At 65.1% G+C, this 14,306-nt stretch carries 9 protein-coding genes, 1 tRNA gene and 1 pseudogene; 3 read left to right on the top strand and 8 right to left on the bottom strand.

Going from position 1 to position 14,306, the window contains the following annotated elements; genetic code table 11:
* Window positions 1–457: 457 nt before the first annotated feature.
* The 7 genes from ACGFIV_RS32400 to ACGFIV_RS32430 all read right to left on the bottom strand — a co-directional run bounded on the left by ACGFIV_RS32400 (window position 458) and on the right by ACGFIV_RS32430 (window position 10,498).
* Entirely contained in the window at window positions 458–3,055 is a 2,598-nt protein-coding gene (locus ACGFIV_RS32400) for a valine--tRNA ligase (protein ID WP_392838699.1), read from the bottom strand.
* Between the two features lie 283 nt (window positions 3,056–3,338).
* On the bottom strand, window positions 3,339–4,622 hold the full coding sequence (clpX, locus tag ACGFIV_RS32405; RefSeq protein WP_392838701.1) for an ATP-dependent Clp protease ATP-binding subunit ClpX: 1,284 nt from the start codon (window positions 4,620–4,622) through the stop codon (window positions 3,339–3,341).
* Between the two features lie 180 nt (window positions 4,623–4,802).
* A complete protein-coding gene (locus tag ACGFIV_RS32410; protein WP_358546757.1) occupies window positions 4,803–5,447 on the bottom strand; it encodes an ATP-dependent Clp protease proteolytic subunit in 645 nt (214 codons plus the stop codon).
* A gap of 11 nt (window positions 5,448–5,458) precedes the next feature.
* Entirely contained in the window at window positions 5,459–6,103 is a 645-nt protein-coding gene (locus ACGFIV_RS32415) for an ATP-dependent Clp protease proteolytic subunit (RefSeq protein ID WP_358546754.1), read from the bottom strand.
* A gap of 117 nt (window positions 6,104–6,220) precedes the next feature.
* Window positions 6,221–7,792 carry a Na+/H+ antiporter gene (locus tag ACGFIV_RS32420; protein ID WP_392838704.1) on the bottom strand — a complete coding sequence of 524 codons (1,572 nt, stop codon included), beginning with the start codon at window positions 7,790–7,792 and terminating at the stop codon, window positions 6,221–6,223.
* Window positions 7,793–8,053: 261 nt separating this feature from the next.
* Window positions 8,054–9,421, bottom strand: coding sequence for a trigger factor (gene tig / locus ACGFIV_RS32425; RefSeq protein WP_392838706.1), 1,368 nt, complete (start codon window positions 9,419–9,421; stop codon window positions 8,054–8,056).
* A gap of 207 nt (window positions 9,422–9,628) precedes the next feature.
* A complete protein-coding gene (locus tag ACGFIV_RS32430; protein WP_358546746.1) occupies window positions 9,629–10,498 on the bottom strand; it encodes a helix-turn-helix transcriptional regulator in 870 nt (289 codons plus the stop codon).
* Window positions 10,499–10,787: 289 nt separating this feature from the next.
* Between ACGFIV_RS32430 and ACGFIV_RS32435 the strand changes: the two genes are divergently transcribed.
* The 3 genes from ACGFIV_RS32435 (at window position 10,788) to ACGFIV_RS32445 (ending at window position 13,194) form a co-directional block, all read left to right on the top strand.
* A complete protein-coding gene (locus ACGFIV_RS32435; RefSeq protein WP_392838778.1) occupies window positions 10,788–11,273 on the top strand; it encodes an ATP-binding protein in 486 nt (161 codons plus the stop codon).
* 383 nt (window positions 11,274–11,656) lie between these two features.
* On the top strand, window positions 11,657–13,069 hold the full coding sequence (locus tag ACGFIV_RS32440; protein ID WP_392838709.1) for a tyrosine-type recombinase/integrase: 1,413 nt from the start codon (window positions 11,657–11,659) through the stop codon (window positions 13,067–13,069).
* 50 nt (window positions 13,070–13,119) lie between these two features.
* Window positions 13,120–13,194 (top strand) — tRNA-Pro (locus ACGFIV_RS32445).
* Between the two features lie 744 nt (window positions 13,195–13,938).
* On the opposite strand, the pseudogene ACGFIV_RS32450 reads toward ACGFIV_RS32445, so the two are convergent.
* A pseudogene (locus tag ACGFIV_RS32450) lies at window positions 13,939–14,145 on the bottom strand (hypothetical protein); the annotation flags it as partial.
* Window positions 14,146–14,306: the final 161 nt, after the last annotated feature.

The raw sequence follows: 14,306 nt of genomic DNA on the forward strand, positions 1-14,306 counted from the left end.
GGTCCGAACTCCGGGGCTTCCATCTCGTATGTCTTCATCCTACAAGGCCGTTTAACCGGGAGCAAACCGCGCCTTTCCAGGCACTTGACTTCCAGCCACCCGAACCCGCTAGGATTCAGACCACCCTGTCTCCAGGGCAACCCTACCAACTTACCCGATCGGGAGGGCCTCGTCAAACTTCGGCGTGGCACTTCAAACCAAGGTAGGTCTTCGGGAGTGCAGGAGAGCCTAACACCTCCGGAAGCCGAATGATTCCCAGAGTCTCCGCTCAGATCGAGTGGAGTGCGGCGTCGCCCTGCGAGTAGAACTCTAGCATCGGCGCGACCGTGTCATGAACAACTTAGGTCAGTCCGTCGTTATGCCCGGGGCGCGAACGTCCAAACCTCCAGTTCGGGTCCTGACGGACCGAAGCACAAGAGCCCGCGACCTTGGGGTCGCGGGCTCCTGAAAGGTCCTCTCAGCTCGCCGGCAACGCCGCCAGCTGTGCCTCAAGCCGGGCGATGTCGGCGTCGGCCTGAGCCGCCCTGGCGCGGACCTTGACGACGACGTCCTCCGGCGCCTTGGACATGAACTGCTCGTTGGCCAGCTTGGCGGCCGACTGGGCCGCCTCCTTGCGCGCCGCGGCGAGATCCTTGTCCATGCGCCGCCGTTCGGCGGCCACGTCGATGGCCCCCGCGGTGTCGATCTCGACGACGGCGGAGCCCACAGCGAGCCGTGCCGTGGCCGCGAACGACTCTGAGGGGTCGTCCAGCCGCAGCAGGGCGCGTATGGCGGTCTCGTGGGCGCCAAGCGCCGTGCTGTCGAGCGAGAGCCTGGCCGCGACCCGCTGGCCGGGCTTCAGCCCCTGGTCGGACCTGAAGCGGCGGACCTCGGTGATGAGCTCCTGCAGAGAAAGAATCTCCCCCTCTGCCGCCGGGTCGGCGTACCGGGCGTCGGGGACCGGCCAGGCGGCCACCGTGACGGAGGGCCCCCCGGTCAGCGCCCGCCAGAGCTCCTCGCTGACGAACGGCACAAGGGGGTGCAGCAACCGGAGCAGGGCGTCGAACACGTGCCCCAGCACCAGACGGGTGCGGTCGGCCATCTCGCCGCCCGACGCGATCTGGATCTTGGCGAGCTCGACGTACCAGTCGCAGACCTCGTCCCACGCGAAGTGGTAGAGCTGATCGGAGATCTTGGCGAACTCGAAGTCCTCGTACCCGATGTCCACCGCGCCGACGACCGCCTGAAGGCGGGACAGGATCCACCGGTCGGCGACGGTCAGGTCACCGGGATCGGGCAGCGCGCCCGAGACGGTAGCTCCGTTCATCAGCGCGAAGCGGGTGGCGTTCCAGATCTTGTTGCAGAAGTTGCGGGAGCCCGCGGCCCAGTCTTCGCTGATCGCCACGTCGGACCCCGGGCCGGCCCCCCGGAGGAGGGTGAAGCGGGTCGCGTCGGCGCCGTACCGGGAGATCCAGTCGAGCGGGTCGACGACGTTCCCGAAGGACTTCGACATCTTCTTGCCGAACTGGTCGCGGACCATGCCGTGGAGCGCCACAGTCTGGAACGGCGGCGTGCCGTCCATGGCGTACAGGCCGAACATCATCATGCGCGCGACCCAGAAGAACAGGATGTCGTACCCCGTCACCAGGACCGTCGTGGGGTAGAAGCGCTCCAGCTCGCGCGTGCGCTCGGGCCAGCCGAGGGTGGAGAACGGCCACAGGCCCGAGGAGAACCAGGTGTCGAGCACGTCGGGATCCTGCGCGTACCCGGCGGGAGGCTCCTCGTCGGGACCGACGCACAGCACCTCGCCCTCGGGGCCGTACCAGACCGGGATGCGGTGGCCCCACCACAGCTGGCGGGAGATGCACCAGTCGTGCATGTCGTCGACCCAGTCGAAGTAGCGCTTGGCCAGCTCCGGCGGGTGGATGCGGGTGCGGCCGTCGCGCACGGCGTCTCCCGCGGCCTTCGCCAGCGGCTGGACGTTCACGAACCACTGCAGCGACAGCCTCGGCTCGACCACGGTCTTGCAGCGGGAACAGTGGCCGACGGCGTGCAGGTAGGGACGCCGCTCGGCGACCACGCGACCCTCGGCGCGAAGCGCCGCGACCACGGCGGGCCTCGCCTCGAAGCGGTCGAGCCCCTGGAAGGGACCGTGGGCGGTGATGACGCCCCGCTCGTCCATGATCGGGAGGGACGGCAGCCCGTGGCGCCGGCCGATCTCGAAGTCGTTGGGGTCGTGCGCGGGGGTGACCTTGACCGCGCCGGTGCCGAACGCCGGGTCGACGTGCTCGTCGGCCACGATCGGGATCAGCCGGCCGGTGAGCGGCACCTCCACCAACGTGCCGACGAGGTGGGCGTAGCGTTCGTCGGAGGGGTGCACGGCGACGGCCGTGTCTCCGAGCATCGTCTCGGCCCGGGTGGTGGCGACGACGATGGACGACTCGCCCTCGCCGTAGCGGATCGAGACCAGCTCGCCTTCGTCGTCTGTGTGGTCGACCTCGATGTCGGAGAGCGCGGTGAGACAGCGGGGGCACCAGTTGATGATGCGCTCGGCGCGGTAGATCAGACCGTCGTCGAAGAGCCGCTTGAAGATCGTCTGGACGGCCCGGGAGAGGCCCTCGTCCATGGTGAACCGCTCGCGCGACCAGTCGACGCTGTCGCCGAGCTTCGCCATCTGGCCGAGGATCCGGCCGCCCGAATCCTCCTTCCACTGCCAGACCCGCTCGACGAACGCCTCGCGGCCGAGGTCGTGCCGGGACAGGCCCTCCTTGGCCAGCTCGCGCTCGACGACGTTCTGCGTGGCGATGCCCGCGTGGTCCATGCCGGGGAGCCACAGGGTCTCGAAACCGCGCATACGGGCCCGCCGGCTCAGGGCGTCCTGGATCGAATGGTCGAGGGCGTGGCCGATGTGGAGGACACCGGTGACGTTGGGCGGCGGCAGGACGATGCTGTACGGCTCGCGCTCGCTGCCTACATCCGCAGTGAAGTAGCCCTCCGCCACCCAGCGCTCGTAGCTCTGGGTCTCGACGTCAGCGGGTGCGTACTGGGTTGGCAGCTCAGGCGTTGTCACAGTCACCAATTGTAGGGAGGCCCGCACCTTGCCCGTGTCCTAACCACGGGCCGTCCCTTACCTGATATACGGACCCGAGGTGCCCAAAAGCCATATTGAGCATGACTATAAGTACGGCCTCACTACGCTGAGCGATCTGGGACGGCGTATCCGCAGGGCTCCGTGATAGGGGCCTGGGCACGAAAACGCCCTATATCCCGGCTGAATCCCCCCGGAAAGCCATGATCGCGGGCGGCCGGTCGGCCGCCCGCGATCATATGGCGTCAGTGTCGTCGGAGAGAGCGCCCGATCAGGCGGACTTCTCCCGAGGAGTTCGCTGCTGCTTGGCGTTCAGCTGATCGCGAGGGACCAGGGTGGGGTTGACGTGCTCAAGGACCGACTCCCTGGTGATGACCACGCGTGCCACATCCTGACGGGAGGGCACTTCGTACATCACCGAGAGGAGGACCTCCTCCATGATGGCGCGAAGTCCGCGGGCACCGGTGCCCCGCAGGATCGCCTGGTCGGCGATGGCCTCAAGGGCGTCGTCGGTGAACTCCAGCTCGACGTTGTCGAGCTCGAACAGCCGGCGATACTGCTTGACCAGGGCGTTCCTCGGCTCGGTGAGGATCTGGATGAGCGCCTCGCGGTCGAGGTTGTGAACGCTGGTGATGATCGGGAGCCGGCCGACGAACTCGGGGATCATGCCGAACTTCAGCAGGTCCTCCGGCATGACGTCGGCGAAGATGTCGGACGCGTCGATCTCATCCTTGGAGTGGATGATCGCGTTGAATCCGATGCCCTTCTTGCCGATGCGCGACTCGATGATCTTCTCTAGACCGGCGAAGGCGCCACCACAGATGAACAGCACGTTGGTGGTGTCGATCTGGATGAACTCCTGGTGCGGGTGCTTGCGACCGCCCTGCGGCGGGACCGAGGCGGTCGTGCCTTCGAGGATCTTCAGCAGAGCCTGCTGCACGCCCTCGCCCGACACGTCGCGGGTGATCGAGGGGTTCTCGCTCTTGCGGGCTATCTTGTCGACCTCGTCGATGTAGATGATGCCCGTCTCGGCCTTCTTGACGTCGTAGTCGGCCGCCTGGATCAGCTTGAGCAGGATGTTCTCGACGTCCTCGCCGACGTAGCCCGCCTCCGTGAGCGCCGTGGCGTCCGCGATGGCGAACGGCACGTTCAGCATCTTCGCGAGAGTCTGCGCGAGCAGGGTCTTACCCGAACCGGTCGGGCCGAGCAACAGAATGTTGGACTTTCCCAGCTCAAGGCCGTCGTCTCGGCCGCGCTCGCCGGACTGCACCCGCTTGTAGTGGTTGTACACCGCCACCGAGAGAGCCCGCTTCGCCTTGTCCTGACCGATGACGTAGGCGTCGAGGAACTCGTAGATCTCTCTTGGCTTGGGCAGACTGTCCCACTTGAGCTCGGAGGACTCGGAGAGTTCCTCCTCGATGATCTCGTTGCAGAGATCGATGCACTCATCGCAGATGTAGACGCCTGGTCCGGCGATGAGCTTCTTGACTTGCTTCTGGCTCTTCCCGCAGAACGAGCACTTCAGCAGGTCTCCGCCGTCGCCGATGCGTGCCACCCCAGATACTCCTTTGCGTGGGACCGCCTGCTCCGCGATCCGAATCTTGCGGACTCGGTCCGAAAAGTCATCCCGCTCAGGTTTCGACGTTACCGTCTTCTGGGCCCTCAGTGCGCCCCCTAGCGGTGAGTCGCACCGGAACGTGCCCAATTGGGCACCGTTCCGGTGCGATCCGCGTCCTCAGGAAGCCACGGCTTGGGCGCGTTTCTTCCGTGAGGGGATGATGTCGTCGATCAGGCCATAGTCCTTGGCCTCGTCGGCATTGAGGATCTTGTCGCGCTCGATGTCGCGACGGACCTCCTCCTGCGACTTGCCCGAATGACGGGCGACGATCTCCTCCAGCAGCGAGCGCATCCGCAGGATCTCGCGCGCCTGGATCTCGATGTCGCTTCCCTGGCCGCCGCCCTCGGTGGACGGCTGGTGGATCAGGACACGGGCGTTCGGCAGCGCGAAGCGCTTGCCCGGAGTGCCGCCGGCCAGCAGCACGGCCGCGGCGGAAGCCGCCTGGCCGAGGCAGACCGTCTGGATCTCCGGGCGGACGAACTGCATCGTGTCGTAGATCGCCGTCATGGCGGTGAACGAGCCGCCCGGCGAGTTGATGTAGATGCTGATGTCACGGTCGGGATCGAGTGACTCCAGGGTCAGCAACTGGGCCATCACATCGTTCGCCGACGCGTCGTCGATCTGCACCCCGAGGAAGATGATGCGGTCCTCGAAGAGCTTGTTGTAAGGGTTCATCTCCTTGACGCCGTACGTGGTGCGTTCGACGAACGAAGGGATGATGTAGCGGCCGTTGATGTCTCCCGGCCGGATCAGATCACTCACGAATTGCCCCTTCAGGAGACGGCGCCCTCAGAGGGCACCTGCCGCGCGCTGCGCACGACATTGTCGATGAAGCCGTAGTCCTTGGCCTCCTCGGCCGTGAACCAGCGGTCCCGATCGGAGTCTCTCTCGATCTGGTCGAGCGGCTGGCCCGTGTGGTAGGCGATGCGCTCCGCCAAGGTCTTCTTGACGTAGAGCATCTGCTCGGCCTGGATCGCGATGTCCGCGGCCGTGCCGCCGATGCCGCCGGAAGGCTGGTGCATCATGATGCGAGCGTGCGGCAGCGCGTAACGCTTGCCAGTGGCCCCCGCGCACAGCAGGAACTGCCCCATCGAGGCGGCGAGACCCATGGCGACCGTGCACACATCGTTCGGCACATACTCCATCATGTCGTAAATCGCCATGCCGGCAGTCACCGAACCGCCAGGAGAGTTGATGTAGAGCCAGATGTCACGGTCGGAGTCGTCGGCGGCCAGGAGCAGCAGCTCGGCGCAGATGCGGTTGGCGACCTCGTCGTCCACCTGGGTGCCGAGCACCACGATGCGCTCACGCAGCAGACGGTTGTATAGCTGGTCCTCTAGCCGGAACGAGCCGTTCTCACGGCCACGCGACTCCGGCCCGAAGCTGGTGGGCTGGAAAGAGGTCGGCGGGCTGGTCACAGCGTCACCTTCCGATGCGTCGTAATCGATGGGCTTTGCTTGTGACCTTAACGCGCGGCACCGACCGGTCAGACCTCGTCTTCACACTGTTCGCTGACGGCGCAGGTGCCTAGGGGCTCAGTGGGGCCCCGACGCGCGGCCGCGATCCTCTAGGTCAAGCTCGTGGATGAGATGGCGCTGCGTCCCGGCGCTGATGGTGCCCTTCGAGTAAAGCTCGTCCAGTTTCTCACGCTGGGCGTGGGCGAGTTGTTTGCGCAGCCACCGGGTCTCCGACTGGCCCGGCTCCCCGTCGTCGTCCCCGTCGTCGTCGAGGATCGCCCGTACGCGGTCGAGCCGCAGTTCGAACAGCTGGCGGAAGACGTCGGCCATGTGGTCGTCCACCCGGCCGTCCGAGCTGAGCCGGTCGAGGCGCGCCAGGGCGGCCTCCATCGTGGCCTCGCGGGCCGTGGCCTCCTCGATGACGGACTTCTTCGACTCGCCCAGGCCGAGGCGGCGCAGCAGCGGAGCCAGCGTGGTGGCCTGACCGAGAAGGGTGACGAGGACCACCACCGCGGCCAGGAAGATCATCAACGGCCGGTTCGGCACGGTCAGGGGGATCGACAGCGCGACCGCGAGCGTGATCGCGCCGCGCATTCCCGCCCAGCCCATGACGAGGCGTTCGGCCCTGGCGACGCGGTCGAAGGACAGGTGCCTGCCCGGCAGCCACTTGGCCAGCGGGAACACCACCATGGTCCACATCACGCGGAGCAGCACGATGACGGCGAGGACGATCAGGGCCGTCCCCGCCAGCGAGGCCGCCGAGTAGTCCGACACCCCGGCGATCACCTGGCGGATCTCCAGCCCGAGCAGGACGAACAGGCTGGACTCCAGCAGGAAGACCAGGACGTCCCAGAAGGCGTTGCCGGTGAGCCTGGAGGCGGGCTGGAGCAGGCCCTGGGCGCGCATGCCGAGGTAGAAGCCCGTGGTGATGGTGGCGAGCACCCCGGAGAGTCCGAAATGTTCCGCAGGGAGGTAGGCGAGGAACGGCGTGATCAGGGAGACCACGATCTGCGCGCCACCGTCCTTGATCCAGAGGCGGAGCCGGGCCACGAGCCATCCGACGACCAGGCCGTACAGCACGGCGCCCGCGACCACGCGGATCATCATCAAGGCCCCGCCGGCCAGCGTGACCGGCTCGGCGAGCGCCGTGAGGGCGAGGCCGAACAAGGTCAGGGCCACCGCGTCGTTGACGAGACTCTCCCCCTCAAGGATCGTCACCAGGCGGCGCGGTGCTCCGACGCGCTTCATGATCGAGGTCGCGGCGACCGGGTCCGTGGGCGACACCGCCGCGCCGAGCGCGAGGGCGACAGGCCAGCCCACCTGCGGCACGGCCAGATGCACCGCCACCATGACGGCGAGGGCGGTCACGCAGGTGAGGCCGAAGGCCATCACCGAGATCGGGACCGCGTCCTCCTTGGTCTCGCGAGGCGCGGTCAGGAACGCGGCACGGTAGACCAGCAGCGGCAAGTAGATGTTGAGGATGACGTCGGGCGCCACAGCGGCCTTGGACATCCCCGGCAGCAGGCTCGCGCCCACTCCGAGCAGGACGAGCGGGATCGCCTGCGGGATGCCGAAGTGCCGTGCCAGCCCGCGCCCGACCAGCATGATCACGGCGATGACCACGGCGACGATGAGGTAATCCTCGATCATCCGCTCCCCCGGTTGCCTGCGCCCACAGTCGGGAGTTGCCCGGCAATCGGCAATAATCACCCCAAACTTCGCCTAAGCGTGCATGCATCTATCTTCGGCGTGGAGTGAGAGACGACGACGCCCCCGCCGCGAGAGCGCGGCGGGGGCGTCGTGGAAGCCGGGTCGGCATCGCCTTCCAGGACGGCCCGATCGGAGGACCGAGCCGTCAAGAAGGACTCGTCAAAGCCTCAACCAGGCGTTGACGTCACGCGGGCCGGAGGGTCACTCGGCCTCGGCGGCCTCGGCGGCAGCGGCCTCGTCGGCCTCGTTGAGCTCGGTGTAGATGGCCTTGAGGTCGACCTCGTTGCCCGCCTCGTCGCTCACCTTGGCGGCATCGCCGATGACGGTCTTGGCCTTGTCACGGACGATCTCGACCATCGCCAGCGTGAGCTGGTCGTTGTCGGCGAGGTGCTGGGCGAGGGTGTTCGGGGCGACGCCCATCTGCATGGCGCGGCGCACCACGAAGTTGGTCAGCTCCTGCTCGTTGACCCCGAGTTCCTCCTGCTTGACGATCTTGTCGAGCAGGAAGCCGGTCTTGATCGCCTTGCGGGAGTTCTCGTCGAACTCGGCGAACCGCTCTTCCTCGGTGGTCTGGTAGAGCCGGAAGAACGCCTCGCGGCTGAGGCCGCTCTCGCCGATCTGGTGCTCAAGGTTGTGCTTGCGGGCGTCCAGCTCGGCCTTCAGCGCGCTCTCGGGCAGCGGGATGTCGAGCTGGTCGAGCAGGGTCGCCAGGGCGTTCTCACGAGCCTGCACGACCTGGTCGACGAGCTTGTTGCGGCGCGCCTGCTCGCGGATGCTGTCGCGCAGCTCCTGCAGGGTGTCGAACTCGCTGGCGAGGCCGGCGAACTCGTCGTCGAGCTCAGGAAGGACCTTCTCCTTGACGCTCTTGACGTTGATGGTGACGTCGGCTTCCTCGCCGGCGTTCTCACCGCCCACGAGGGTCGTGGTGAAGGTCTTCTCGTCGCCGGCGCCCATGCCCACCAGGGCGTCGTCGAGGCCTTCCAGCACCGAGCCGGCGCCCACCTCGTAGGAGACGTCCGAGGCCTGCTGCTCCTCGATGTTCTTGCCGTCGATCGTGGCGGAGAGGTCCATCACGACGTAGTCGCCGTTGCCGGCGGGGCGCTCGACCCCGGTCAGCGTGGCGAACCGCTGGCGCAGCGCGTCGATCTGGGCGTCGATGTCCTCATCGGAGACCTCGGCCGAGGGAACGGTCACCTCAAGGCCTTCGTAGGCCGGGATGTCGAAGGCCGGGCGGACGTCCACCTCGGCGGTGAACTCCACCTCCTTGCCATCGTCGATCTTGGTGACCTCGATCTCGGGCTGGCTCACAGGGAAGACGTCGCTCTCGTCCACGGCCTGGCCGTACAGCTTCGGCAGGGCGTCGTTGAGGGTCTCCTCCAGAACCACCGCGCGGCCGAAGCGCTGCTCGATGATGCGGGCGGGAACCTTGCCGGGGCGGAAGCCGGGCACGCGCACCTGCTGCGCGACCTTCTTGTACGCCGCCTGCATGCTCGTCTCGAGCTCCTCGAACGGCACCTCGACGGTGAGCTTGACCCGGGTCGGGCTGAGCTCCTCGACAGCGGTCTTCACGGGGTGGTCTCCTTGATCAAGCTTCTGGTGATCGCGGGCGCGTCATGCCGTACGGCTACCGCGACATGATCGCGCGCCGCGCCCACATGGGCGGCTCAGTGCACAGGCCAACGGGCACAACTATCTGGGCGTGCTCAACTGTGGCGGGTGTCCAGCGCCGCATGCCAGTCTAGGGCAGGCGGGCACCTTCGGCGTCATCGACAGGCGTCAGAATCTATCAGAAATGATCTTCTGAAGGATGTCGACCGTCCCGTCAGGAGTGGTGCTCACGGCGCACAGCCGCTCCATCACCTCGCTGTAACGGTCCACTTCCTCGCGTTTGTCCAGGTAGAGAGCGCTAGCCAATTGCTCGACGTATACCACGTCGGGAAGCTCGCTGTCCTCGAAACGCAGAATGCTGAACGCGCCACCCTCGGCACTGTGCCCGCCGAAACTGAACGGCATCACCTGAATCGTGATGTTGGGCAGGCGCATGAGCTCAAGGAGGTGCTGCAACTGGCCGCGCATCACGTCGGCGCCGCCTATCGGCCTGCGCAGCGCGGCCTCGTCGATCACGGCCCAGAAGACCGGCCCGTCGGCGCGGTCGAGGATGCGCTGGCGCTCCACCCGCAGGTCGACGCGGCGCGCGATCTCGGCGGGGCCGACTCCGGCCGCACCCGCGGTGATGACGGCGCGGGCGTACTCCTTGGTCTGCAGCAGGCCGGGGATGAACTGCACCTCGTAGGTGCGGATGCGCGATGTGGCCTCTTCGAGACCGACGTACGCCTGGAACCAGGAGGGCAGGAGGTCGTTGAAACGGTGCCACCAGCCTGGTTCGTTCGCTCTCTCCAGGAGCTCCATGACGGCCGACCGCGCCTCTCCGTCCGCGACTCCGTAAAAGGTGAGCAGGTCCGCCACATCGCGTTCCTTGAATCCGACCCGGCCCAGCTCCATCCTACTGATCTTGGATTCGGAGCCGCGGATCAGATGACCGGCCTCCTCGCGAGAAATGTTCTTTTGCTCGCGGAGGCGACGCAGCTGGGAGCCCAGGAGGATGCGGAGGGCCGTCGGACCGGATCCAGGCTGGAACAGCGTCATTCGGCCTCCTTCTCTACTCAGGCCAGCCAACACAGTGTCACCACTTCCGGCCCCCATGACAAGGTCTCGCCCCCGCGTCGCTTTCACCGGTCGCATCGGAAGGTCTCAGAGGTCCCACCCGTACGAGTTCATGCGTCTGCACGGAGCAACTGCACGTGCATTTGGGTCTTGCACCAAGCCGCAATACTGACCCATGATGGCCTAGTGCATATTGGGCTAAAGGTGCACTAACTCGTAAAGAGACGACTGGCTGCGGAGACTGACAATGACAGCGGGAGGTATCAGCAGGATGCTGGAGCCCGTATCCGCGGCCCACTGCCTGGACGTAACCCGTGAAGTGGGATTTCAAAGGCTGTTGCGGTCGGGTGATCGCGAGGACGCCACCACCTGCCCGTTACGCCCCCAGGCCGATTCCGTGAAAACGGCCCGAGACGTGACCCGGACCACCCTCAGGGGATGGGGACTTCCGGAACTCGGCGACGACGCGGCACTCGTGGTCTCCGAACTGGTCACCAACGCCGTGCGCTACGCGAGCTACTCCGCGCGGCACTTCGACGAGCACCCGATCACGCTGATGCTCCTGCGCCTTTCGCCCCACGTGCTGCTCGCGGTGTCGGACCCCAGCGACGAGGTCCCCACGCCCAAGGAGCCTGACTTCATCTCCGAGCACGGGCGCGGCCTCTACATCGTCGAGACCTACAGCAAGTGCTGGGGCTGGGACGCGCTGGACGAGGGCGGCAAGGCCGTCTGGGCCCTCTTCCGCGCCGACCGCTGACTGCCCCGACCGCTGACAACTCCCGCGCCCTTCGCCCCCGGCACCGGACAGTGAGTGCCGGACGCCGACTGTGCCGGACGCCGGTGAACGATCTGCGGACAACGAGCGCCGAGGACCGGACACGAACCCGCTGAAACCATGAAACTCCGCCGCCGGCTCCCCCGCGTCGGCGGAGCCGGAAATCGGCGCGTCGGGGTGACCGGATTTGAACCGATGATCTCCTGCACCCAAAATTGGCTCAGCACTCGAAGCATGCACTACATTGACTCTTAAAACCGCAGGTCAAAGGCATGATCGTGTTGGTTGGTGCAGTCTGATGGAGGCTCGTGGAGGTGCCGCCATCTAACCCATTTTCTAACGCGCGCACCACAGGAGGTCCCCCCTTGGCGTACAAGATGGAGCGCCGCCAGAAGAACGGCGCCATCCGCTACACCGGCATGTACAAGGCCGTGAACGGCAAGTACAAGTCGGCCGGAACGTTCGATGATCAGGACAGGGCCCTTGAGGTAGCTCTCGCGGCCGAGACGCACGCCGCCAGCCGTCTGACTGTCACCAGCCCCGCCGAGAAGGCCAAGATCACCATCAGGCAATTTTTCTGGAAGTTCCTCGACGAGCACGGCATCGAGCCCAACTCCAAGATGAACTACGCGGGACTGTTCCGCTGCCACGTAGACCCCTACATCGGCGACCATCGTCTGATCGAGGTGGACAACGAAGTGCTCACCCAACTACTGACGGTGATCCTTGCGGAGGAAGGGGCAGGGCACTCGTCCATCGCTCACACCAAGACGATGCTCTCTTCGATGTTCGGGCTAGCCAAGCGCCAGCGGTACATCACGGGCGACAACCCGGTGGCCGGCATCCGGCTCACGGGGGGCGGGAGGAGCAAGGGCAAAGGGAAGATCATCAAGGTCTACGATCCGCCCACCTACAATAGGGTTCGCCAGAATCTTCCCAGCCTTGAGGCCAAGCGGTTTTCCCTACTCATTTTCAACTCGGGAGTCCGATTCTGTGAGGCCATCAGCTTCGTAGAAGGCGATCTGAACTACGAGACCGGCCGCCTTGAGGTGACCAAGAGCACAGTAGAAGTTACTTCAGAATTTCATCCAGACGGAGAACGCTTCCTAACAAAGAATTACACCAAGAACGGAACGGTCCGAGTTTTCACTATCGACGTTTCCGTTGCCAGGGCGCTCAAGGACCATGTCGACAAACATGGGATCAAGAGGGGAGAGCTACTCTTCCCTTACTGGATGTTCGAGTCAGGTGACCAACGGGGACACATGGACGAGCTCACGCAGGAAGAACTTGACGCACTAGGCACCTTCGAAGCGAAGGTGCGGTCCCCCCGCACCAATGTCGAGTACCTGCGAACCTTCAAACACGGAACGCTTACTGGTTACGCTACCGGCAAATGTGGTTGCGTCGGCTGCAAACAGGCTAGTCGCGTGTATGGACGGGAACGCATGGCCAAAGTTCGAAGCTCTAAGCGCAGGAAGGCCCCCCCTCCTATGCGCCTCCGGGGAAACGCAGAGAACCTCAGCAAGAACACCTGGCGCCGGATCTGGGTAAATGCGGTAGCCGAAGCCGGCGTCGACTACATCCCGCCCTACGACGTACGTCACTGCCACGCATCAAACCTCCTGCGTGGCGGTGAGGATCTCGCCACCGTACAAGCCCGCCTCGGCCACAACGATATCCACACAACCACGAGGTACCTGACCGTGATCGACCAGGAGTCAACGAGCTCCGCCCGGATCATGGGGGGCTTCATGCAAGGTTGGGAAGATCTCTAAGCACCCTCGACACCTCACGAGCCGCCCGAGCGGCTAGACTCGTCGTCCGACGGGCTGTAGCGCAGTTTGGCTAGCGCACCGCCTTTGGGTGGCGGGGGTCGCCGGTTCGAATCCGGCCAGCCCGACGTACGCGCTGGATGGCGCAACGAAGAGCCCTTGGAGCTATGCGCTCCGAGGGCTCTTCGCATGTCCATCAGCGATGAACCCGGACCCCCCAACCACGCCAGCCACACCGACTTCGTCCCGCACCGCCGACACGTTGGCGAGGACAACCGGGGAGAGGGCCAGGATCGTGCCAGCGCTCGAGAGCGCTGACTGCGTTCTGCATCTGAAGACTGGCTACGCCGCACGGGACACGTGGCCACCAAGGCGAGCCCGTCGGCGGTGCTATTCCGTCAGCAGTCCAACTCGCGAGCTGCGTGAGTACATCCGGTTTCCACTCTAATTCTGGGCTACGAAAATATTGCATGTGGCTCAGCTTGGTTCCTCCTATAGGCGTCTGTCGAGTCGTTGAAATCGGTGCGATCATGGGCTTGAGCGTCATGCGTGGCGCGCTCGTCAGAGGAGTCACTCGCGGTGCGAAGCCCGTCGGCAGTAGCTAGTATGAGCCAGCAGGTTCAAGAGACGTCAATTTCTCCATAGAGCCGCCCACTCTGGATCGCGCCTGCCGTTTCGAGGGTGATGGCCGGTCTACGGTTGGCTTTCCTCGAGTTGAAGTAGCCGCTGCCGAGAATATAACTAATGTTGGGCATCTCATCATCGATATCTACTCAGCCTCTCATGCGTCGAAATTGTCCCTGACCGTGTCGAGCGAAGCCCCGGAAACGCCAAGATCATACCGTCGCTTAAAACGTAGGGATTAGGCCTTGCTATAGGCAGAGTGAGATCGGTTCAGACTGTCGATGGCATACGCGCCCTTGAGAGAGATCCTTGCCCTTCTTGATGTTCTCGCAGGGGCTTGCCAACTTCTTGCTGTCTAGGTTCGATTTGACATCGATTACCGTGTAGAAGCATTCGGCAAGGATGAGCCAATTGGCACCTGCATGCAACAGCGGGTGCATGCTTCGGTCCGCGAGAAAGACGTCGCACTACGCTGACCTCATCCCATCCGGAAGGATGATCTCGGCACTGTGGAAGACCGCAATGTGGCGGGGAAGCCGGTCCTGTAGTAGTTGAGTTACGAGTCGCTGGCGCCCAGGAGACCGAAGAGTGGCAACAGAGATGCGTGCTGAGAGTT

The sequence above is a fragment of the Sphaerisporangium sp. NPDC049003 genome, assembly GCF_043197795.1.
GTDB lineage: Bacteria > Actinomycetota > Actinomycetes > Streptosporangiales > Streptosporangiaceae > Sphaerisporangium.

What these genes read in the sequence shown, in the direction of transcription:
- ACGFIV_RS32420 (WP_392838704.1), bottom strand. Translation starts at nt 7,792, where the DNA reads ATGATCGAGGATTACCTCATCGTCGCCGTGGTCATCGCCGTGATCATG.
- ACGFIV_RS32430 (WP_358546746.1), bottom strand. Translation starts at nt 10,498, where the DNA reads ATGACGCTGTTCCAGCCTGGATCCGGTCCGACGGCCCTCCGCATCCTC.
- ACGFIV_RS32435 (WP_392838778.1), top strand. Translation starts at nt 10,788, where the DNA reads ATGCTGGAGCCCGTATCCGCGGCCCACTGCCTGGACGTAACCCGTGAA.